This window comes from Solibacillus sp. FSL W7-1472 (assembly GCF_037969775.1).
GTDB classification, from domain to species: Bacteria; Bacillota; Bacilli; order Bacillales_A; family Planococcaceae; genus Solibacillus; species Solibacillus silvestris.
Genome location: NZ_CP150208.1, coordinates 2,257,167 through 2,279,372, shown reverse-complemented (window position 1 = coordinate 2,279,372; position 22,206 = coordinate 2,257,167). Strand labels below are relative to the sequence as shown.

The window sequence follows — 22,206 nt, the reverse complement described above, 5'->3', positions numbered from 1 at the left end:
TTAAATATTTGAAATATTTAAATCAAGTCGCTCTCTATTTTAATGAAACTCAGAAAATTAGTCCGAATCTATAGTAAAGACGTCTGATCCGACGACACAACATTGTTTTAGTTCGGGCTATTTGTTTAATTGAGCGGAAAGTTTAGTCTAACAAAATAATCAAAATCAAAGAGGTGATTTTGTTCATGTTAAAAACGTCTAAAACTGTTGAGTCGCTAACATATAAACAAAAGGTTCTATTAATGGTTGGGGTCTTTATGTGTATAGAATTGGGGCTTATGGTTTCCTCCCAGTTCTCAGTCGCGTTGCCTAAAATTATTGATGATATTGGCGGCATCGAATTTTACTCGCTCGTATTCACTGTAAATTTGACTGTAAGTGCAATAATGACGCCAATAGTGGGAAAAATGAGTGATATTTATGGACGTAGACAAATTTTGATTATCGGTATTTTAGTTATCTTAGTCTCGGAAATAATAACACCTTTGTTGGTATCAAATATTTACCATTTAATGATTTTCCGAGCGATACAGGGCTTGGGCGGCGCACTTGCGGCTGTAGTTGGTCTGATCGTCATCAGCGATATATTTGATTTGGCGAACAGGGCGAAGTTTTTAGGGTTTTATGGGGCATTAAATGCCATTACAGCTATAGTCGCACCTACATTGGGTGGAATATTTGTACAGTATATGTCCTGGCACTGGGTATTTTATTCGATTGCTCCAATTGGAGTGATCGGCTTGTATTTAGTCGTTAAATATATGCCGAATATTCCGAGGACAGAAAATGCAAAACTTGATTATAAGGGAATAAGTATTTTAAGTGCAGCTATTTTAGTTTTTGTTGCGATTACAACATTTGGCGGCTCAAGAATTCCTTGGCTATCTGTCCCGATGTTCGTGCTGGTAACCGTCTTTGTATTGTCGATTTTCGGTTTTATTACTAGCCAAAAGAAAGTTGCACATCCGATCGTGCCATTACGGTTATTTAAATATCGGGTTTTTGTCGTTTGCATGTTAAGTGTTTTTGCCGTTATGTTTGCCGCAACCGGGCTAATTTTTTTATTGCCGATGTTCTTACAAAATTTATTTGGTTTTACACCAACTGAAACAGGCTTATTTATGACGTTTCGAGGGACGACTTCCTTCATATTTGCTGCAATGAGCGGATTCCTTGTTGTAAAATTGAAGGATTTCAAATTGGTTGCAATCATTGCGATGGTTATTTTTGCTTCTATGATTTTCACGTTAACGTTCTTTACAACATCTGCTTCTACATTAGCCTTAACGATTATTTGTTTAATTTGGGGAACGTCCAGCGGTGTTTTGATTTCAATTTTCCATACAGGAATTCAAATGAACTTGCCTGATAAAGATATTAGTGTTGCAATGAGTGTCATTCAGTTAGCTGTTGCAGTATCGTCGTTATTGGCAACATCTTTCCTGGGACTGTTTTTACGACTTCCAAATTTAAGTCAAGGCTTATCGTACTTACTGTTTGCATGCTTAGGCGCAGTTGTTCTTGCACTAGGAATCTTTGTCATCACATTGCAAAAGCGCAATTTGAAAATAGAGGAAGAAGAACCAGCCACAGAGCAGCTTGTTTAAATTAAAGGATTTGAAATAGGTAGGTTAAATTTTATAAAAGGGAGTGGGAAAGATGAGTTTTTCTACGATAAACAAGCTACAAAGTATTTTTGACAAGCAAAAAGGTTTTCAGTGGCAGGCACGTCAAACAACAGCACAGCAGCGTATCAAAAAACTGCTGAATTTGAAAAATGTGATTTTGACGCGTACACAGGATTTGGTAGAGGCCGCGAACAGGGATTTTGCCATGACGACTATGACAGCCGAGCAACAAATTTATTCCGTTACATCGGCGATAGATTTTACTGTTCAGCATCTGGAGCAATGGATGCAACCTGATCGGGTTGAAAATACTCAAGATGGAGAAGCCTATATTTTATATGAATCACGTGGCTGTGTTTGCATTTTCGGGACTTGGAATTCTCCGATGTCCGTAACAATTCATCCATTATTGGATGCATTGGCTGCAGGTAACTGTGTATTAATTAAACCAAGCGAGTTTAATCCTGCCTATAATCAGATATTGGAAGATATAATTGAATCGGTATTTGATGAGCAGGAGGTCGCGTTCGTTCAGGGGGAAGCCGATGTTTCCGAGCAATTACTGAAGCTGCCGTTTGATCATTTCTTCTTTACGGGCAGTCCCCGTGTCGGCAAAATAGTCATGCGTGAAGCGGCCGAGCATCTGGCAACTGTAACGCTTGAGCTTGGCGGTAAATCGCCGGTTATTATCGATAAAGGGTATAATCCTTTCAAAGCGGCGCAAACAATCGTTTTCGGAAAGGTAATGATGGCTGGACAGTTTTGTATTTCACCAGATTACTTATTTGTTCATGAAGACGATTTAACAGGTTTTGCACTGGCTTTTCAGCAAATGACGATAGGTATGCTCTATGATGAAGGTAAATTACGCACAACGGAGCGCACTCAAATTGTTAATGATGCACACTATTATCGGATTAAGGGGTTATTCGAGGATGCAATGGAAAAAGGAGCAACCGTATTAAGCGGAGGGAGATTTGATGATGAAAATCGTTTAATCGAGCCGACTTTATTAGGAAATATTATACCCGACATGCGGATTGCGGATGAGGAAATCTTCGGACCGCTCACATTTGTAAAAACGTATAAGGATGTGTCAGAAGCGATTCGCCATATCCAGCAGAATCCAAAGCCTTTAGCGCTATATATCTATAGTGAGGATGAGCATTTCCAACAGCAGGTGCTCCGTACTACGTCTTCTGGCGGAGTGACGGTCAACGGAATATTTATGCACAATACGCATCTTCATTTACCATTTGGCGGTGTCAATAACTCGGGAAGCGGCAATTTCCATGGAATTCATGGTTTTAAAACGTTCTCGCATCAGCGTGCTGTTTATAAAGTTCTTTCATGACATAGAAACTAAATTATCCCTCTGTTTTCTTGTTGGGAGAAGAGATTACATGGTTAACGATAGTTTTATCGATGATTGTTGTGGAATGTATAATAATCGAAAAAAATGCGCCTGTATTAAAGGAATAAATGAAATTAACTTAAAAGAAAGTGAACGTTAACTGTAAGTTTTTCATAATCTATTTATATGGAATACATTGTAAGCTAAGGGATGAAATCAACATGAATTTTATGCCCAATATATAGTGGGATTTTGGTAACAGCATGAATGATATAACGGACTATGGCAAAAACCCATTTGTCATTATTATTCATGGAGCGACAGAGCGATAGTACGTTCCGGACCGTTTTACGGACCAGGAATCATCTGCAATTGACTGTCATAAGTTTTCATCCAGGTGAGAAACTTGGGTTGGAGATGCATCCGAATGTCGACCAGTTTCTACGGATTGAACAAGGTCAAGGAATTGTTCAAATGGGTAAAAGTATAGATAATTTAAATTTGCAATGGATCGTTTTTGATGATAGCGCCATCATCATCCCTGCTGGCACATGGCATAACTTAATCAATACCGGAAATATTCCGTTAAAGTTATATTCCATCTATGCACCACCAAATCTTCCATTTGGAACAGTGCATCCAATAAAACAATGCGGAAAGACATGAGCACTAGTTTTGGAAACTTGCACAAAAGTGCGAGTTTCTTTTTGTTGACATTTATACCTACAGGGGTATAATAAAAAGTGTGAGAAAGCTTTTCTATTCTCAACACTACTAGAAAATTAAATATTTGACATATACCCTGAGGGGTAGTATAGTTTGGTTAATGAATCATTCCAAATGAGGTGAGAAAATGCAGTATGATCCAAAAGTATTGGCACGAATGAAAAAAGTCGAAGGTCAGTTACGCGGCATATTACGGATGATGGAAGAAGAAAAGGACTGCAAAGATGTTATCACACAACTTAGTGCTGTCCGTTCTGCTGTTGACCGTACAATCGGTGTCATCGTAACGGATAATTTAGTGGAGTGTCTTTCAAAGGAAGATGCCGAAACGATGGATAAAAATGCCATGGTCAAACAGGCAGTAGATTTACTAGTAAAAAGTCGATAAGACTTTTTATTTTTGAAATACATTATACCTATAGGGGTAGGGGGACTTTCATTGGAAAAGAAAAGAACAACAATCGTATTATTCAGCGGTGATTACGACAAGGCAATGGCTGCTTACATTATTGCAAACGGTGCGGCTGCATATGATCATGAGGTAACAATTTTTCATACCTTTTGGGGTATCAATGCATTACGAAAACAAGAACCGGTAACTGTTAAGAAAGGGTTCCTGGAAAAAATGTTCGCCAAAATGATGCCGCGCGGAGCAGAAAAACTTGGCTTATCAAAAATGCAAATGCTTGGCATGGGACCAAAAATGATCAAGCATGTAATGAATAAGCATAACGCATTAACGTTAACACAACTCGTTGAAATGGCACAGGAACAAGACATAAAACTTGTGACATGTACGATGACGATGGATTTATTGGGACTTCAAAAAGAAGAATTGCTTGATGGCATCGAATACGCCGGAGTAGCGGCCTATTTAGCTGATGCTGAAGACGGAAACGTCAACCTATTCATATAAGAGGTGACATATGGAAACAATAATAGTAATCGCCGTGATCGTGGCATTTTTAGCCTGGCGCATGAAGCCGACAAAAGGCGTCAACACGATTTCGACGACAGAACTCAAAAGAATGATCAATGACAAAGACAAATTGTTTATTGATGTACGCACACCTGCTGAGTATAAAGCGCGCAATGTGAAGCAATTTAAAAATATCCCACTTGGCTCTGATTTTTCAAAACTGCCAAAGGATAAGGAAATTGTGGTCATTTGCCAAAGCGGCATGCGTTCCAAACAAGCATGTAATCAACTGAAAAAATTAGGCTATAGCCGTGTCACGAATATACGTGGCGGCATGAGTGCCTATTAAGGAGGAAGAAAGAATGAAAACAATTTTACCAGAACAAGTACAAGCAAAATTAGAAGCAGGTGAAGCGGTTCATTTAATCGATGTTCGTGAAGTAGCGGAAGTAGAAGCAGGTCATATTCCGGGGATTACCCATATTCCATTAGGATTACTGGAATTCCGTATGCACGAATTGGATAAGAAAACACCATACATTATGGTTTGCCGTTCAGGCGGCCGCAGCGGTCAGGCAACAGCTTTTTTGGAATCACAAGGGTTTGACGTGACGAATATGACAGGCGGTATGCTTGAATGGAATGGTGAAGTTAAGTAAGTAAAAAATTTAAATAGGATTATACCTTAGGAGGATAACGATGATTAAATCAGACGTACAACTTGATGCAAAAGGTTTAGCTTGTCCAATGCCGATTGTCAGAACAAAAAAAGCGATGAATGATGTGGCAGAAGGACAAGTGCTTGAAATTCAGGCGACAGACAAAGGCTCGGTGGCAGATTTAGCTGCATGGTCGAAAACGGTCGGTCATCAATATATCGGCTCAAATGAAGTAAATGGTGTGTTTTATCACTATATCCGAAAGTGCAATCCGGAAATCAGTGATGCAGCGGAAAAATCATTTGAACAAACGATTTCGAATGAAGATGCCGTGAAACAAGAAGGAATGATTTTGGACGTACGTGAAGCAGCGGAATACGCTTTTGGCCATATCCCGGGAGCAAAATCAATTCCTATGGGCGAATTAGCAACACGAATGAGTGAACTTGATAAAGAAGAAATAATTTATGTTATTTGCCGTACAGGAACACGCTCGGATTTGGCAGCCAAACAACTGGCTGAAGCAGGATTTACAAAAGTATACAACGTCTTGCCTGGTATGACAGGTTATGAAGGCGAATTGAAGAAAGAGGTAGAGTAATATGACAAACAAAGTAGCAATTATTGCAGCAAACGGTGGGCTTTTCGATGCTTATAAAGTATTTAATATTGCAACGGCAGCAGCAGCTTCTGAAAAAGAAGTAGCCATCTTTTTCACATTTGAAGGTCTAAATTTAATTCATAAACAAGGGATGAATGCACTTGAAATGCCTGCTGGCAAAGAACACTTTGCGGAAGGCTTTGCTAACGCAAATGTACCGGCAATCCCGCAATTAGTGGAAATGGCACAGGATTTAGGAGTGAAATTCATCGCCTGCCAAATGACAATGGACGTGATGGGTTTGACAAAAACAGATTTCGTTGATGGTATTGAAGTAGGCGGCGCCGTTACATTCCTGGATTTTGCGAAGGATGCTGCACCAACATTAACGTTTTAACAAGAAAAAATTTTAAACTAAAATATACCGATGGGGGTAATTTAAATGACAGTAACAGCATGGACAGCCGCACAAGTTGCGCGCAAAGTAATTGAAAACAAAGAGTTGTTTATTTTAGATGTTCGTAATGAAGATGCATTTAAAGACTGGAAAATCGAAGGTCACAAATTTGATTATTTAAATATTCCTTATTTTGATCTGTTGGATGGCGTAGATGAAATTTTACCACAAATTCCAACAGACAAAGACGTATTAGTTGTGTGTGCAAAAGAAGGCTCTTCTATCATGGTAGCAGAAATGTTAGCTGATGCTGGTCGTGAAGTTGGCTATTTAGAAGGCGGTATGAAGTCTTGGTCAATGTACCTTGAGCCAATTAAAGTCGGCGATCTTACAAACGGCGGAGAGTTATACCAATTCGTACGTTTAGGTAAAGGCTGTCTTTCTTACATGGCCATTTCTGAAGGCGAAGCAGCGATCATCGACGCAGTACGCTTCACAGATGTATTCACAAAGTTCGCTGAAGATAAAGGTGTTGAGATTAAACACGTTTTCGATACACACTTGCACGCTGACCACATTTCTGGTGGTCGTCACATCGCTGCTGCTACAGGTGCAACATACTACTTACCACCGAAAGATGCAGCAGAAGTGGTATTTGACTACGCACCACTTGAAGACGGTTTAAAAGTACAATTAGGTGCTTCTGAAATCGAAGTAGGCGCACTTTATTCACCTGGTCACACAATTGGTTCAACATCATTTGTCATCGATGGTAAATATTTATTAACAGGTGACATTCTGTTCATCGATTCAATCGGTCGTCCAGACTTAGCTGGACTTGCTGAAGACTGGGTTGGTGACTTACGCGAAACATTATACTCTCGCTACCGCACATTAGCAGAAGACTTAATCGTATTACCGGCTCACTTTATGATCATTGACGAGCTAAACGAAGACGGCACAGTGGCAAAACGTTTAGGCGACTTATTCGCTGAAAACCACGGTTTAAACGTGGAAGACGAAGAAGTATTCCGCTCAATGGTAACAGATAACTTACCACCACAACCGAATGCATACCAAGAAATTCGCCACGTTAACATGGGTAAAATTACACCTGATAACGACGAACAAACAGAAATGGAAATCGGTCCAAACCGTTGCGCAGTACGCTAATTTAGTTTAGCAATGAGATGTTACACCAATGCGTGCCTCACGCTCAAGAGGCACGCAACCGTGTTACACGCTAAACTTATAGATTGCTTACAACAAACAAATTTAAGAATAGAGGAATTTCAAATGAATATTACACAAACATTAGATGCAAAAGGCTTAGCATGTCCAATGCCAATCGTAAAAACGAAAAAGGCAATTGATAAAATAAACTCTGGTGAAGTACTAGAAGTTTTAGTAACAGATAAAGGCGCATTAAATGACTTCAAGGCATGGGCAGGTGCAGGCGGCCACACTATCGTAGAACAAAAAGAAGAAGCAGGCGTCCTGTACTTCTACATTCAAAAAGCATAAAAAAATAATAGCGGGTAGATGAAGCTCTACTCGCTATATCTTTATTCAGCGGGTGTATATAAACGCCCGTTGAATAAAGATATACCCTGGCCGAAGTCACAATTATTTAGCTGAGGTATAAATTGAATTTTTGAAAGAAGGAAAACATATGGAAATCGATTTATCATTTATGTATATAGCGGTCATATTCGGGCTTGGATTTATCGGCTCGTTTCTATCCGGAATGCTAGGGGTCGGCGGTTCAATCATTAAATACCCGTTGCTGCTCTATATTCCGCCAATTTTCGGTTTGGTGGCATTTACCGCACATGAAGTTTCCGGAATTAGTGCTGTACAAGTGCTATTTGCATCGCTTGCAGGGGTTTGGGCTTACCGTAAAAGCGGGTTGTTAAACAGAGAACTCATTATCTATATGGGTGTGGCGATTTTAATCGGTAGCTTCATCGGCAGTTACGGTTCAGGATTTTTGTCTGAAGATGCCGTTAATATTGTATATGGTCTATTAGCCGCCATTGCAGCTGTCATGATGTTTATACCAAAGAAAACGGTTGAAAATACAACAGAAATTACCTTCAATAAAGTATTGGCAAGCTCACTTGCACTGATTGTCGGCATCGGGTCAGGAATTGTCGGGGCAGCCGGCGGATTTTTACTCGTACCGATTATGCTGACGGTGTTAAAAATTCCAACTCGAATCACGATCGCGACAAGCTTGGCAATTACGTTCATCTCCTCGATCGGTGGTAGTGTCGGCAAAGTGATGACAGGCCAGGTAGACTATTGGCCGGCATTTATTATGATTATCGCTAGTATCATCGCTGCGCCACTTGGTGCAAAAGTCGGTCAGAAAATGAATGTAAAAATGTTGCAATGGCTGCTTGCAATTATGATTGGTGCCACGGCCATTAAAATATGGATAGATATTTTACTATAATCAATTTTTAAAGTGGTGAAGCGGCATGAGAGCTTCCCTCTTTTTTTTGATCTTCACAATGACTCAATATTTCTTAACAATTTTAGCATTCTAGATTTACAAATGAAATTTACAATGAAATCGAATTACAAATTAGCAGTTGCTTAGGAGGAAATTTCATTGATGAAGAACAAGAAAAAATGGTTTACATATGCACTTGCGGGGACAGTGGCAGTATCATCTCTTTCTGTCATGCAGTTCAATACTGAAGCTGAAGCGAAACAAGCAAAAAAGGAGCCAACTAATGTCATCATGCTCGTGATGGACGGTTCCAGCAATAACGCTGTATCGTTAGCTCGCTGGTACAAAGGTGAAAGTCTCGCAATGGATGAAATTTTAACAGGTGGTGTGACAACGTATTCAGCAGAATCAGCTATTACAGATTCGGCACCAGCTGGAACGGCACTTGCTACCGGCCATAAATCAAACAGCGGGTATGTAGGGGTACTGCCATCCGTAATTGATATGCCGGGCGTAGAAGGAAACCCGGACAATGCATTTACACCAGTTGCAAATGTGTTAGAAGGAGCAAAACAATTAGGCAAGGCTACAGGAATCGTGTCAACTTCTGAAATTCAGCATGCGACACCTGCCAGTTTCTCATCACACGTAACGTCTCGCAGTAATTATGACGATATCGGAGAACAACAAGTGTATCAAAATATGGATGTGATTCTTGGCGGCGGATATGATTACTTAAAATCAGAAAACCGGAAAGATGGCGAAAATCTAGTTAGCGTAATTGAAGATAAAGGATATGACCTAATTACAACGCGTGATGAGTTACTAACGTCCAATTCCAATAAAATTTACGGTAGTTTTGCCGGCAGTTCTTTAGCGTATAATCTAGATCGTACGAAAACAAACTCAAATGAACCTTCACTGGCAGAAATGACATCAAAAGCAATCGATACGCTGAACAAAGATAAAGATGGGTTCTTCCTTATGATTGAAGGGAGTAAAATCGACTGGGCAGCTCATGCGAATGATCCAATCGGAATGGTTACGGATATTTTGTCATTCGATGATGCGGTAAATGAAGCGCTGAAATTTGCGAAAAAAGACAAGAATACGATGGTTATAGCAGTAACAGATCACGGCAACAGCGGGATTACGATTGGTAATGAAAACACGAGCTCTACATATGACAAAATTAATATATCCAATTATATAAATCCATTGAAGAAGGCAACGATGACAGTGGAAGGTGCACTAAGTCAATTAAAGCCGGACCGTTCGAATTTAGTGGAAGTAGCTAAATTATATGGACTGGATAATTTAACTGCAGAGGAAACGGCTGCCCTGAACGCAACAGAAACGAAGAAGCTTGCCGGTACATTCGTCAATCTTTTATCAAAACGTGCGGATTTAGGATACACTACTGGAGGACATACAGGCGATGACGTATTCCTGTATTCATATGGACCAAAACGCATTTCCGGACTAGTAGATAATACTGATTTAGCAAAAGAAATGGCCAACTTCATGGGCATTAAGTTAGATAAATTAACAAAAGATCTTTACGCTAACGCAGAAGCAGCACTGAATGGCAAAGGAATGACGACTACAATCGACCTTTCGGATAAGGAAAATGCGGTACTTGTAGTGAAAAAAGGCACGACTACTTTTGAAATCCCTGAAAATAAGAATGTTATCATTAAAAAAACAACGGATAAATCAGGCAAAGAGACTACAAATGAAATTCAGACAAATACAATCAGCGTATACAATGAAAGTGGTTTCTATATTTCAAAAGAAACAATCAACAAGCTTAAGTAAATGCTAAGTGAAATCCTCGCCAACTCGTGTGGTGAGGATTTTCTGTTTGAAGTAATCAAAACGTTTTATTAAAAAGGTAAACAATCAAGTAATGTCGAAACTAGGAAATAGTAGTTATAAATGGGGGGTAAGGGGATGCACACTGAAACCAAAAGATTATTAATACGAAAATTTAATATGGAAGATTTACAAGCGGTATATGAATATACATCCGATGCCAATGTCATGAAATATATACCTGAAGGGGTTTTTACAGAAGAAATGGCAAAAGATTTTATCGAACAAAACTTGGGGGAGGAAGCGGAGAAGTTCGCGGTCATATTGAAAGATGAAAATACTTTGATTGGACATATATTTTTCGGTAAATATTTTGGAGATCATACTTATGAGATAGGCTGGGTATTCAATCCGAAATTTTATAATAAAGGATATGCTACTGAAGCGGCTAAAGCAATGTTACAATATGCCTTTGAAGAAAAGAAGCTACATAGAGTGATCGCAACTTGTCAGCCACAAAATCCGCCTTCATATCGTGTGATGGAGAAAATTGGCATGAGAAGGGAAGGATGTTTCAAGAAATGTATTCCGAACGGTGTTGAGTGGTGGGATGAATACTATTACGCGATTTTGAGTGAAGAGTGGAAGTAAGCAGCATCAAAGAGGGAGAAAAAATTATGGCAGATCATACAACTAAAAGAAAAGTAATTTTAGATTTGGCAATTACTTTAGATGGATTGATTGAAGGGAAAAACGGTGAAATAGATTGGTGTATTATGGACCCGGAAATGAACTTTAACGATTTTTTGAATCAAGTAGATACAATTTTTTACGGTAGAAAAAGCTACGACTTATGGGGACAATATATTCCTGAAGAAGGGGGCTCCAAAACCGAAATAGAAATGTGGGATTTGGTTCATAGTAAAGAGAAATATGTTTTCTCCAGAACTCAAAACGGGACCGGTCATGAGGCAATATTTATAAATGATAACATCCGTGAAGAAGTGATTAAATTAAAGAACAAACCTGGTAAGGATATTTGGCTATATGGCGGAGCAAGCCTCATTACTACTTTTATCAATTTACGGCTTATTGACGAATTTAGATTATCCATTCATCCAGTCGTATTGGGAGAAGGTAAACCGCTGTTTATAGATGTTAGAGAGAGGTTAAATTTAAAAGTCGTAAATACAAGAACATTCTCTTCCGGTGTTGTACAAATCGTTTATCAATATGAGGGTAGCTAATATTTATCATAAATTACAGGTGATAGGCTAGAATCATGAAACCGTTGTTATCCTGAAATAGTCCCGTTCAATTTTATTAAATGGGCATAGTATAGAATAGTTAAGATTTAATGAAAGACCGATATTTGCTTAACATTGTATAAGAAAGTAGAATGATATTAATTACAAATTTTGGAGGTTGTTTGCTTGCAAAATATTGAACAAAGAGCGCCAAATAGGAAGCATAGTTTAATCAGCTATAGTTCACTTCTAATTGGTATTATTTGTTTCTTTATCGTCTTTGTAACACCGACAAGGTTAGCCCACACCGGAAATATGGCAGGAGATTATATTACCTATGCCATGACATTTATAGGAATTTTATTATCAATTGTGGCGCTATCGAAAGAAAAGGAGAAAAAGTTAATTCCCGTCCTTTCTCTAATTCTTTCTTCATCCCTCTTTATTTTTTGGATGTTAGCGCTATTCTTATTGTTTACAGGTTTAATGGATTTTGCTCCATAACTTAATTAAATGGCGCGGTTCTTGAACAAGAATTCGCGTCTATTTTCACAAAAGGGGATCAATCAATTGATAAAACAAATTGCGGTTATTTTGTTGTCCTTGCTATGGATAGCCGGATGTAGTGATAGCAATATTAAAAGGAATACAGAACTTGAAAAAAATCTGCATTCTTCCATTATTATGGTATCGGATAATAGTGAAAGCCATCTTTATTTAAGCACGTTTGTCGAATTTGAATGGGACAAGGCGTTTCTATTTGAACCTTATACGACCCAAGCAGATTTAGAAAAACAATTAGGCGTCAAGTTCACCGACCCAAGCAATATTGGTTCAAGAGATGATATTTACTTACTGGTCTTTGTCAATGAGGGTAAAGCAGTACAGTATGCGGTAATTGAACGTTTACATACCACTTTTTCTTTAGGCGATCAAGCGTATCTTGAGCCTTCAAATGATACTCTTTACATAGAAAGATAATGTAGGTGAGGTGAAAATCATAAAAATTAAAACATATTCGATTGGAGTCATCATTATCGGCTTAATTATCGGTGCTTTAGGCTACTTCTTATTTGTAAAAGTTTTTATCCCTAATATGATGTAATGATTTTCTATAGCAGAATAACAAAATTATGCATTCAAGCGCGCTTCAATTACAAGAAACAGCGCTTATTTGTATGATGGGAGAGTGAAAAAAGGTCTTTTGTTTTATGAATTAATCGTTTTTTAAGCGGTAAGAAAAATAGTGAAAAAATACACTTTGAAATATCTTGATAATGGGTTGCTTTCCTAAAAGAAAGGGTATATGATTTACTACAGTTTTGGATAAATAAGAAGTGAATCTTCTTCAAAATTATGTAGTAAAGGAGTGTAGTAATGGAGATTGGTGTAAAAGCAAAAAAAGAAATTAAACCTAGGCTTAAAATTAATAATGCGGATTTCTTCTGGTTTTTCTTTTTTGTTGCGCTACCTTTTATTTCTATAGTTTATTCGATCGCTGAATTTCTTTATAAGAATTGAATTCTCTTCATTCACCAAGCATTACTATACAAGGGCTTCAACCGCTAAGTGATTTTGAGATTAAATAAATATGACTAAAAAGAACATTTTTCTGATATAAGGAAAGTGTTCTTTTTTAATTTACTTAATTTGTAATATATGTATAATTATAAGTATAGATTTATATTTATTAGAAGGAGTGTTAATTTGAAAATTGAAATGAATATAGAACCAGCAAAAGCGGTTAAAGTTATCCATCAAGCGTTTAAGCGTTACGAAACGGATCCCCAACCATCCAGTGCTCTAAATGAAACGGAGGAGTCCATTTTTGCCGAGTTAAAACAAGGGACAGAAATGTTCGGGGTATACGATAACGATGAATTAATAGCACTCGTAAAATGTGTTTTAAATGATGAGTTTATGTATTTCTCAAGATTGTCTGTATTACCTACACAACAGGGGAAGGGCGTAGCAACTAATTTGGTGAAATATTTAGAACGCTACGCTATGCAAAATAATATATTTGTTTCAATATGCAAAGTTCGAAAAAATGAAAAGAATAATATCGCGCTTTATTCAAAAATGGGATATAAAATCGTGAAGGAAGAAATCATCATTAATAAAAATGGTGATGAAATCCCAACTGTTACTATGCAAAAGAATCTCCAAATACATAATATAATGTAAATATAATTTAATAAAAAAAGAACTCGATTCCGTTTATTGGAAATCGAGTTTTATTTTTGTGTTCCATGCTGCTATAGATTACATGCTGACTAATTCTGATTATACAATTCCTTGTACAAAACATATTTTAACGCAGAAATTTCATCCTCGGTTAGCGTACCTTCCATTTCGGATACGACTTCATCAATACTCATGGAACCATTTTGAGCCTGTTCCTGGATGGCAAGTAAACGATTAATGCCTACTTTTTTTATTAACAGACGAGTTGCTTCTTCTTTCGTTTGGAAGGGAAGAGAATCGGGATCCGTAGTTGCCGCTTCGTTTACAATCTCCTGAAGCTTTGGATCTTTTGCAATATAGGATTTTACTTCCTCTTTATCTTCATCATTTAAATTAGCTTCTACTTGTTGTACGATTTTTTCGGAGGCAATATTTGTACCAAAATGCCAAACAGCATATCCGGCTGCTCCGAGTAAAACAAGGATTATTGCAGTAATCGTTAAAAATTTCTTCATCAAATCACTCCTGACAGTTTGAATATAGCACAACCTCAAAAAAACCACGATGAAAAGATATTTCCAAAAGTGCATTCATTATATTTTATTAATAAAACATCCCAACGCAGTATTTAGATAACTTGCATTAAAAAAAGGAAGATTAACTCGAATGATTTAGGGAAAGTTAAAAAATATGAACAAAAATATAAATTGGACTTTTTAACTGGCAGGTTAGGAAGATCTATCAAGGAGGTTCATATGTCATGGGAAAAACAGAAAGAACAGTTTCTGAATTGATGCTCGATCAATTGTATATGTTCGGTGTACGACGGATATATGGGGTAGTTGGTGATGCAACATTTGGAATCATCGATGCACTGGCGAAACAGGATAAAATTAAATATATTGCTGTAAAACATGAGTCGACAGCTGCTTTTATGGCATCTGCAGAGGCTAAATTGACTGGTGGCCTTGGTGTGTGTACCGCAACAATGGGACCAGGTGCAGCAAATCTTATAAATGGACTTGGTGATGCATATGCAGACAGAGCGCCTGTACTTGCAATCACTGGACAGGCCGAGAGCGATAAAATCGGAACGGAATATCCGCAATTTATTGACCAGCAGGAGCTTGTTAAGCCTTTTGCTGCTTATTCTGCAAATCTTGCCAACCCGGATGCGACGATTGAAGTCCTGCAAAAAGCAGCGCGAACATCTCTCGGACAGAGGGTTGTAACTCATGTGTCTATACCAAAGGATATTTTAATGATGCCTGCTAAAGGGGAACCGCGTCGTTTGCCGGATGTAATTGAAGGTACTTCCAGCTTTACGAAAGAAAGTCTGAAACACGCAGCAGACATTATGAGAATGGCCAAGCGACCGATGATTCTGGCTGGTTTAGGTGCCACTTCTGTCTCAGCAGATTTGGAAAAACTGGCGGATTTATGGGGAGCCGGGATTCTTACAAGTTTAGGCGGAAAAGGTTTGTTTGATGAGTCTTCTCCACTTGTTTTACAAGGGATTGGTGAAGGCGGGAATCCTTATGCTGCTGATGTATTTAAACAGGCAGATGTAGTACTTCTTGCGGGCACGACTTGGTGGCCGGAAGGGTTTGTGCCAACGGATGCTCGAATTATTCAGATTGACCGCCAATTTGATAAGTTTGTAAAAGAAATTCCTACAGAACTTGGAATTATGGGAAAAACAGAAGAAGTTATTCCAATATTAACGGAGAGTCTGCAAGAATTTATCCGCTCTGAGGATTGGGTAGCCCATTTACAGCAAGCAAAAGAAAAATGGGCAGCTCAAAATGAGGAAGAGGGCAATATTCAAGGTTATCCTGTTCATCCTTCCCGAATTATCCGCGCCATCGACCGAACAGTAGCGCCGGATGCTATTCTCGCACTGGATACGGGGGATAATACGGTATGGACGAATCGTAACTTCAAACAAAAAGATCAATCTGTATTATTTTCCGGTTACTGGCGGACAATGGGCTTCGGTCTTCCAGCAGCGATGGCCGCCAAGCTCATCAAGCCAGAAAAACAAGTAGTGGCGATTGTAGGCGACGGAGGTCTTCAAATGGTGCTTGCAGATCTATTGACAGCAACCCGCTATGAACTGGATATTACAGTCGTTGTCTTAAATAATGAAAGTCTGCAAATGGAAAGGGATAAGCTGAAAGTTGCGAAAAAGGAAGAAGTAGGAGTGGATTTAACGAACCCTGATTTTGTGAAATTGGCAGAAGCTTGCGGTTGGAAAGGATTACGACCTGCTTCAGATACCGAGCTGGAGTCCATAATGGAAAAAGCACTTAATACGAAAGGACCTACACTGGTGGATATCAGCACAGCGCAAGTATTTTTCCCGGAAACACAATAAAAATGAGCACAATGGATTTAATCGAAGAATAAAATCTGTACCTGTTTAAAGTAAATCATACAGGGTATTTAAAAAATGTAACAATTTTTGTGAAGGAAAATCTGTTAAGCAGTTATAAACTTTTCAGGATTTATCCTTGCTATTAATGTACTAACTATATAGGAGATGATTTTTGATGGGAAACCCAAATCTAAACGATCCACGAAAAAAATTTCATACGGAGAAATTCCCGGATCAAGAACAGAGTACTCCAGCGCTACAAAATGAAATGAGTCCAAAACCTGATTGTGGAGAAAAATCATATAAAGGGCATAGTCGTCTGGAAGGGCGAAATGCATTAATTACCGGTGGCGATTCCGGAATTGGTCGTGCTGCCGCGATTGCCTATGCACGTGAAGGCGCAAATGTCGCAATTCAGTTCTTCCCTGGTGAAGAAGAAGATGCAAATGAAGTAAAAGCATTAATTGAAGAAGCCGGAACAAAAGCATTGTTGCTGCCATATGACTTGCGTGAAGATGGCGCGGCGACAGAAATGGTGAAAAAAGCAGTGGAAGCATTTGGCGGATTGGACACACTCGTCCTGAATGCTGGGCAGCAGATTGCACAGCCAACACTAAGTGATTTAACAATCAAACAAGTAGAAGATACATTCAAAGTAAACATTATCAGCATGTTCGAAGCCGTTAAAGCTGCTGAAGAGCATTTGGAACCAGGAAGTGCGATTATTACGACGACATCGGTTCAATCGTATAATCCATCCACATTTTTAATGGACTATGCTTCTACAAAAGGTGCGATTAGCAACTTTACAGTAAACCTTTCTGCGTACTTTGCTTCTAAAGGAGTACGTGTGAACGGGGTTGCGCCAGGTCCAATCTGGACACCGCTACAGTTGGATAACGGTCAACCGGATGGCAAAATTCCTGAATTTGGCCAAAATGCACCTCTTGGTCGTGCAGGACAGCCAGTAGAGCTTGCCCCAGTATATGTCCTTCTAGCATCCGATGAAGGAAGTTACATTACCGGACAAATTTACGGTGTGACAGGCGGCGAACCGATCGACTTGTAAGGGCTTGAAAATAGCTCCCGAACAACATAATATGACACTAATAAAAGCAATCTCCTGATTACTACGGGAGGTTGCTTTTTTATTTTATTTTTATAAATACTTAATTTTAAAATTAAAATTTCATTAACAATAGTTGGAAAATAATACTTATAATAAAATTGCATGATACAATCCAAATTTTACAACTTACATTCAGCTTTATACGTGTTAGCGCCAAATAAAAAATCCGTACAAAAAGAGGTGCTATACTACAAACCATGAAGGAGGGCCTTATGAAAATACATTTACATATCGAGCATCAGCTTATGGAAGTCGAAGTTCATGTGCATGCACCGGAATACAATGAGCAAGTGGCACAGCTGATGAAAAAGCTTAACCAATCAACGACTAATGATACGATTGCAGGCTATTCCAATGGTGATATTCATTTGATCAAAATGCAGGATGTGTACAGCATTTACAGCGAGCAGGGGAAAGTATTTATCCAAACGGATGAGCAGGAACTGGAAGTGAAACAAAAGCTTTATGAGCTGGAGGAACGTTTTTCATCGCAGTTGCTACGTGTCAATAAGGCGACACTTGTTCATTTTGAAAAAATTGCTTCCATCCAGTCGAAGGTACTTGGCAACCCGCAACTGACGCTCGAAAATGGAGTCACAATTCCAATAAGCCGCAATTATTTCAAAGCGTTAAAAGAGGCATTCGGGTTAGGGGGAAATAGCAAGTGAAAAATTTAATACAAAGCATCTCAATAAGTTTATGTTCATCCTATTTTATCATCATGCTCATTTCATTAAAATCTCCACATGATTACTGGTTTAGTGAAACGATTGTAAATCAGTTTTTCTATGCAGTCATTTTAGGAACTGTCATTGCAGTAGCAAATCTACTATATAAATTGGACTGGTCAATGTTCGTTGTACTTTTAATTCATTATGCTATTACTGTAACCGCAGTCTTTATCATAGGGTATTATGGCAGCTGGTTTGATCTTGATAATGGTAAATCAGTCTTTTTATTATACGCCCGCGCTTCGGTTATTTATCTCATCGTTTGGCTGTATTATTATACCGAAGAAAAGCGTGCAATTCGAAAAATGAACAGTCAACTTCAACATCGAGGTGAGTAACATGCAAGTATTGATTGATGTCCAACAGTTAACAAAGCGGTATGGAGAAGTTGAAGCCGTAAAAGGGATAAGCTTTTCAGTGCAAAAGGGGGCATTATTCGCATTTCTTGGCAGTAATGGTGCTGGTAAATCCACAACAATTGAAATGTTATGTACGCTTTTAGAGAAAACGAGCGGAACGGTTTCAATCGATGGACATACACTTGGTAATCTGAAAGGCAATGAAGCTATCCGCAGAACGATTGGTATTGTATTTCAGGAAAGTATTTTAGATCATCAATTGACGGTGAAGGAAAATATTCTGCATCGCGGCCGTTTTTATCGTTTACCGAAGGCAATATTACAGGAAAATTATGATTTTGTGCAGCAGTATTTACAGCTTGCAGACATCGAACATCAAAAATACGGTTCGCTTTCAGGTGGACAGCGTCGTAGAGCAGATATTGCGCGGGCAATTATTCATAAGCCCAAGCTGTTATTTTTAGATGAGCCCACGACGGGACTCGATCCATTCACACGACAATTTGTGTGGGCTACTATCGACCGATTGCGTAAGGAAGTAGGCATGACGATATTTTTGACAACACATTATATGGAAGAGGCAGCAAATGCAGATGATATTGTCATTATGAAAAATGGTGAAATTATTGCACAAGGAACACCGAATGAATTGAAAGCACTTTATGCAAAGGACTTTTTGCAATTTGTTTTAAAACCTTCTATTGCAATTGAAGATGTAACCGCTATTTTGCCTATGCTACCTGAAAAGCATCAAGATGGGTGGAAGGTGGAAGTGTCGTCAACAATTTCCACGATTCCAATTTTGGCTCAACTCGAACCCTATATTGCATCATTTGAAGTAATAAAAGGTTCGCTCGACCAAGTATTTATCGAAACGAATGAATCGAGGGAGGAGAAATAATATGATGACGAGCTTAATTGTACGCAATAATAAAATTTTCTTCCGTGACAGAATGCTCGTTTTTTTCTCACTGCTGTCTGTCTTGATTTCAATTGGATTATTTATTGTCTTTTTGCAGAAGCTGCAACTCGATGCCATTCGTCAGGTTATTGAAGTGACACCGGCAGTTGAATTAGTTGTAAGTGAATGGATGATTGCTGGTATTTTAACAATGACAGCCATGACATCAACATTAGCTGTATTTGCAATATTCGTTAGTGATCTGGAATCCAAGCGTACAGCGGATTTTCTTGTTACCTCCGCATCCCGGTATTCGATTCAGCTAAGCTATGTTATTAGCTCGGTCATGATCGGGTTTATCATGACCACTATTGCATTCATTGTATGTGAAGTATATTTATTGACGCTTGGTGCAGAAATGCCGAGTGTTTGGAAGCTGATGCAATTTTTCGGAGTGATTATACTTGGTGTGTTGCTGAGCACAATGATTAATTTAGTGATCGTACTATTGGCGAAATCAGCTAAAGCATTTTCCACTGTAAATTCATTGGTTGGTACACTAATTGGCTTTTTATGCGCAGTCTATGTTCCCATGGGGGTACTGCCGAAAGCAATCCAAACGGTCATTCATTTATTTCCTGTCAGTCACGTCGCTGTATTATTACGTCAGCTATTGATGGAAGATTCTTTGAATACGGTGTTTGGAAATGCGAATGAGGCAATGGATTCCTACATGTTAACTTACGGAGTTGTTTACGAAATAAATAGCAGTGTTTTAGGAACACAATCAAGTGTATTGTATATTTGCATTTCAATTTTTGGTATAGCTATTTTTGCAGCAGTTTTATTCCGATTGCAGTATAAGTAACTATTTAAATTTAAAAAAGAGGTGAGAAATTCAAATGCAGGCTTCAGAAAACATACTAAAGATTTGGAATCAATTTAAGCACTTTCCTATGGAAACACTTACAAAAGCTTGGTATGCAAAACAAGACCCATTAAAATATCAACGCCCAGTTGAGCTTATGAAAGAACATTATAGACAATATAAGATTACAGGGAACTGTTTTGATTTAGCAATTTGGCTCTTGGATGAATTTAAACGAAATAATATTGAAGCGTATGCAATCGGTCATCATTTATTTACTGAAGACGCTCATATAGCTGTTATAGCAGTAGACGAAAAAAAGTATAAATATTTATGTGACTTAGGGGATCAATGGATTCAGCCTATTCGTGTAGACAAAAATAGTCCATTCTCTCATTTAGAGGAGTGCATAGGATTTTTTCCAGGTGCCAAGATTCAAGTACAACACCAAGGTTATGATGAAATTGAAATTTTATATAAACGGCCAAATGGAAAAATTTCTAAGCAAGTCTTTAATTTGAATGCAATTGATGAAAAGCAATTATTAGAAGCCGCTGAATTCTCGCAAAGATTGATTAAACCTTATCCACTTCTTGAAAGTAGACAGTATGAAAATGAAATAACTCACTGGGAATTTTATAACTTCAGAAGTTATTCATCTTCAATGAACGGTTTATTAGAAGATGCGAAACAAAGGACAGTAGCTGAGTGGGCAACTATAATACATGAAAAAACAAATTATAACTTTGAGATTCTCTTAGAAGTATTAAGCTACTATATGGAATTACACCGTTTAAATTTAAAATCGTAATCGACTTAATACCATCCTGAATAAACGTTTAAAAATAAAACTTATATGATGTGCAGTTCAGGAATGCAATTTTCAACAATCGTGAGCTTTCCTTGAATATGGTATGGGCATTTTCCATTAAAAGGCTATTTTAGAATAATGCTCAATAATAAAATGGATATTTATGTTAATATATATATAATTTATTGTACAAAATTAACTTGAGCGATTGACGCAGGTTAGTTGAAAAAAGCAATAAAACTATATTTATCTTGGAGGATTTACTATGGGTGAAAACCATTTTTTTGTTTATCACATTGTTACTAGAAATAAAATGAAACTTGGACAGATAATCAATTTTGAAGAGAATCAATATAACACATTATATGGATTCTTCTTTGAAAATGAACAAGTAAATTCTAATGGTGAAGATTTTATTCAAATACTACAGAGCCATTACACAAATGATGGTTTAATTTTAGATAAAGACAATGCGGATGTAGCTATAAAATATATAGGGCAAACAACTAGAGCTATAAGAGAAGTAATAGTAGAAATGGTTCGACTAAAAGAATTCCCTCAATTTCCTTCAAGATTATCCTGCCTATACGCTGCTAAAACCTATGAAGATGCACTGAGATGGAAGCAAATATTCGATTCTTTTAATCGTAAGGTATTACAGATTGTTAAACTAAAAGTTGTTGGAAATTATTTTGAAGGGGATGGGGACCTTTTACCAAAAGAAGATGGAAAATCATTCTCCATAAAAATTGAACAAGCCACAGAATATTGGAAAGGCAATATAAGTAACCAACTACCTGAACTTTTGATAAACGGTAAGATTGAAGTCACAGAAATTATTGATGATTTCTTTGTATAAATATCTGGCGAAATTATTGAATAAACCCATTAATTCTACTTCAATTAACGAAGGTTATTCTTCAATAGAAGAGTAGCTTTTTTTATTTAATTAAAACACGTATATTGGTATCAATACATAATCTTTCATTCTGTTTTAATCATATTTTAAGGAGTTGTTCTTTCAAATGGAAAAAATTCT

27 protein-coding genes and 1 pseudogene are annotated in these 22,206 nt (G+C 37.8%); 27 read left to right on the top strand and 1 reads right to left on the bottom strand.

Annotation, left to right across the window (positions count from 1 at the left end; all coding sequences use genetic code 11):
• The first annotated feature begins 185 nt into the window (after positions 1 to 185).
• From MKY07_RS11340 to MKY07_RS11250, 19 genes and pseudogenes are all read left to right on the top strand, one after another.
• A complete protein-coding gene (locus MKY07_RS11340; protein WP_339262222.1) occupies positions 186 to 1,607 on the top strand; it encodes an MFS transporter in 1,422 nt (473 codons plus the stop codon).
• 52 nt (positions 1,608 to 1,659) lie between these two features.
• Positions 1,660 to 2,982 (top strand): aldehyde dehydrogenase family protein, encoded by a 1,323-nt coding sequence (locus MKY07_RS11335; RefSeq protein ID WP_339262221.1) that lies wholly within the window; start codon positions 1,660 to 1,662, stop codon positions 2,980 to 2,982.
• Positions 2,983 to 3,254: 272 nt separating this feature from the next.
• Positions 3,255 to 3,648: pseudogene (locus MKY07_RS11330) on the top strand (cupin domain-containing protein); the annotation flags it as partial.
• Positions 3,649 to 3,835: 187 nt separating this feature from the next.
• Entirely contained in the window at positions 3,836 to 4,096 is a 261-nt protein-coding gene (locus MKY07_RS11325) for a metal-sensitive transcriptional regulator (protein WP_008404135.1), read from the top strand.
• A 30-nt stretch (positions 4,097 to 4,126) separates the two neighbouring features.
• A complete protein-coding gene (locus MKY07_RS11320) occupies positions 4,127 to 4,624 on the top strand; it encodes a DsrE/DsrF/DrsH-like family protein (RefSeq protein ID WP_173364548.1) in 498 nt (165 codons plus the stop codon).
• A gap of 10 nt (positions 4,625 to 4,634) precedes the next feature.
• Positions 4,635 to 4,976 (top strand): rhodanese-like domain-containing protein, encoded by a 342-nt coding sequence (locus MKY07_RS11315; RefSeq protein WP_339262220.1) that lies wholly within the window; start codon positions 4,635 to 4,637, stop codon positions 4,974 to 4,976.
• A 13-nt stretch (positions 4,977 to 4,989) separates the two neighbouring features.
• Positions 4,990 to 5,286 carry a rhodanese-like domain-containing protein gene (locus MKY07_RS11310; RefSeq protein WP_065215751.1) on the top strand — a complete coding sequence of 99 codons (297 nt, stop codon included), beginning with the start codon at positions 4,990 to 4,992 and terminating at the stop codon, positions 5,284 to 5,286.
• A gap of 40 nt (positions 5,287 to 5,326) precedes the next feature.
• Positions 5,327 to 5,887, top strand: coding sequence for a sulfurtransferase TusA family protein (locus MKY07_RS11305; RefSeq protein ID WP_339262218.1), 561 nt, complete (start codon positions 5,327 to 5,329; stop codon positions 5,885 to 5,887).
• Between the two features lies 1 nt (position 5,888).
• Positions 5,889 to 6,284 carry a DsrE/DsrF/DrsH-like family protein gene (locus tag MKY07_RS11300; RefSeq protein WP_008404130.1) on the top strand — a complete coding sequence of 132 codons (396 nt, stop codon included), beginning with the start codon at positions 5,889 to 5,891 and terminating at the stop codon, positions 6,282 to 6,284.
• A 45-nt stretch (positions 6,285 to 6,329) separates the two neighbouring features.
• Positions 6,330 to 7,457, top strand: coding sequence for an MBL fold metallo-hydrolase (locus tag MKY07_RS11295; RefSeq protein ID WP_339262216.1), 1,128 nt, complete (start codon positions 6,330 to 6,332; stop codon positions 7,455 to 7,457).
• A gap of 123 nt (positions 7,458 to 7,580) precedes the next feature.
• Positions 7,581 to 7,808, top strand: coding sequence for a sulfurtransferase TusA family protein (locus tag MKY07_RS11290; protein WP_008404128.1), 228 nt, complete (start codon positions 7,581 to 7,583; stop codon positions 7,806 to 7,808).
• 154 nt (positions 7,809 to 7,962) lie between these two features.
• Entirely contained in the window at positions 7,963 to 8,742 is a 780-nt protein-coding gene (locus tag MKY07_RS11285; RefSeq protein WP_339264646.1) for a sulfite exporter TauE/SafE family protein, read from the top strand.
• A gap of 162 nt (positions 8,743 to 8,904) precedes the next feature.
• The gene (locus MKY07_RS11280; RefSeq protein ID WP_339262214.1) at positions 8,905 to 10,560 is read left to right on the top strand and encodes an alkaline phosphatase; all 1,656 of its coding nucleotides are present in this window, start codon (positions 8,905 to 8,907) and stop codon (positions 10,558 to 10,560) included.
• Between the two features lie 135 nt (positions 10,561 to 10,695).
• Positions 10,696 to 11,208, top strand: coding sequence for a GNAT family protein (locus tag MKY07_RS11275; protein ID WP_339262212.1), 513 nt, complete (start codon positions 10,696 to 10,698; stop codon positions 11,206 to 11,208).
• Positions 11,209 to 11,234: 26 nt separating this feature from the next.
• Positions 11,235 to 11,804, top strand: coding sequence for a dihydrofolate reductase family protein (locus tag MKY07_RS11270; RefSeq protein ID WP_339262210.1), 570 nt, complete (start codon positions 11,235 to 11,237; stop codon positions 11,802 to 11,804).
• Between the two features lie 195 nt (positions 11,805 to 11,999).
• Positions 12,000 to 12,308 carry a hypothetical protein gene (locus tag MKY07_RS11265; protein WP_041865869.1) on the top strand — a complete coding sequence of 103 codons (309 nt, stop codon included), beginning with the start codon at positions 12,000 to 12,002 and terminating at the stop codon, positions 12,306 to 12,308.
• Positions 12,309 to 12,374: 66 nt separating this feature from the next.
• Positions 12,375 to 12,785 carry a hypothetical protein gene (locus tag MKY07_RS11260; RefSeq protein WP_339262208.1) on the top strand — a complete coding sequence of 137 codons (411 nt, stop codon included), beginning with the start codon at positions 12,375 to 12,377 and terminating at the stop codon, positions 12,783 to 12,785.
• A 396-nt stretch (positions 12,786 to 13,181) separates the two neighbouring features.
• Complete coding sequence (locus MKY07_RS11255) at positions 13,182 to 13,325, top strand: hypothetical protein (protein ID WP_008404118.1); 144 nt, start codon at positions 13,182 to 13,184, stop codon at positions 13,323 to 13,325.
• 186 nt (positions 13,326 to 13,511) lie between these two features.
• Entirely contained in the window at positions 13,512 to 13,991 is a 480-nt protein-coding gene (locus MKY07_RS11250; RefSeq protein WP_014823543.1) for a GNAT family N-acetyltransferase, read from the top strand.
• An 89-nt stretch (positions 13,992 to 14,080) separates the two neighbouring features.
• On the opposite strand, the gene MKY07_RS11245 is transcribed toward MKY07_RS11250, so the two are convergent.
• On the bottom strand, positions 14,081 to 14,506 hold the full coding sequence (locus tag MKY07_RS11245) for a hypothetical protein (protein WP_008404113.1): 426 nt from the start codon (positions 14,504 to 14,506) through the stop codon (positions 14,081 to 14,083).
• A gap of 245 nt (positions 14,507 to 14,751) precedes the next feature.
• Here MKY07_RS11245 and MKY07_RS11240 point away from each other — a divergent pair, with 245 nt between their 5' ends.
• The 8 genes from MKY07_RS11240 to MKY07_RS11205 all read left to right on the top strand — a co-directional run bounded on the left by MKY07_RS11240 (position 14,752) and on the right by MKY07_RS11205 (position 22,026).
• Positions 14,752 to 16,368: a thiamine pyrophosphate-binding protein gene (locus tag MKY07_RS11240; protein ID WP_339262204.1), complete on the top strand. Its 1,617-nt coding sequence runs from the start codon at positions 14,752 to 14,754 to the stop codon at positions 16,366 to 16,368.
• Positions 16,369 to 16,543: 175 nt separating this feature from the next.
• A complete protein-coding gene (locus MKY07_RS11235) occupies positions 16,544 to 17,437 on the top strand; it encodes an SDR family oxidoreductase (protein WP_014823546.1) in 894 nt (297 codons plus the stop codon).
• Positions 17,438 to 17,709: 272 nt separating this feature from the next.
• Complete coding sequence (locus MKY07_RS11230) at positions 17,710 to 18,165, top strand: LytTR family DNA-binding domain-containing protein (RefSeq protein WP_008404107.1); 456 nt, start codon at positions 17,710 to 17,712, stop codon at positions 18,163 to 18,165.
• Positions 18,162 to 18,566 carry a DUF3021 domain-containing protein gene (locus MKY07_RS11225; RefSeq protein WP_065215755.1) on the top strand — a complete coding sequence of 135 codons (405 nt, stop codon included), beginning with the start codon at positions 18,162 to 18,164 and terminating at the stop codon, positions 18,564 to 18,566. The genes MKY07_RS11230 and MKY07_RS11225 overlap by 4 nt, the downstream gene beginning before the upstream one ends.
• A 1-nt stretch (position 18,567) precedes the next feature.
• A complete protein-coding gene (locus MKY07_RS11220; protein WP_065215756.1) occupies positions 18,568 to 19,488 on the top strand; it encodes an ATP-binding cassette domain-containing protein in 921 nt (306 codons plus the stop codon).
• Position 19,489: 1 nt separating this feature from the next.
• Positions 19,490 to 20,356: an ABC transporter permease gene (locus MKY07_RS11215; RefSeq protein ID WP_339262203.1), complete on the top strand. Its 867-nt coding sequence runs from the start codon at positions 19,490 to 19,492 to the stop codon at positions 20,354 to 20,356.
• A gap of 34 nt (positions 20,357 to 20,390) precedes the next feature.
• On the top strand, positions 20,391 to 21,167 hold the full coding sequence (locus MKY07_RS11210; RefSeq protein ID WP_065215758.1) for a hypothetical protein: 777 nt from the start codon (positions 20,391 to 20,393) through the stop codon (positions 21,165 to 21,167).
• A 265-nt stretch (positions 21,168 to 21,432) separates the two neighbouring features.
• Positions 21,433 to 22,026 (top strand): DUF2441 domain-containing protein, encoded by a 594-nt coding sequence (locus MKY07_RS11205; protein ID WP_065215759.1) that lies wholly within the window; start codon positions 21,433 to 21,435, stop codon positions 22,024 to 22,026.
• The last annotated feature ends 180 nt before the right edge of the window (positions 22,027 to 22,206 follow it).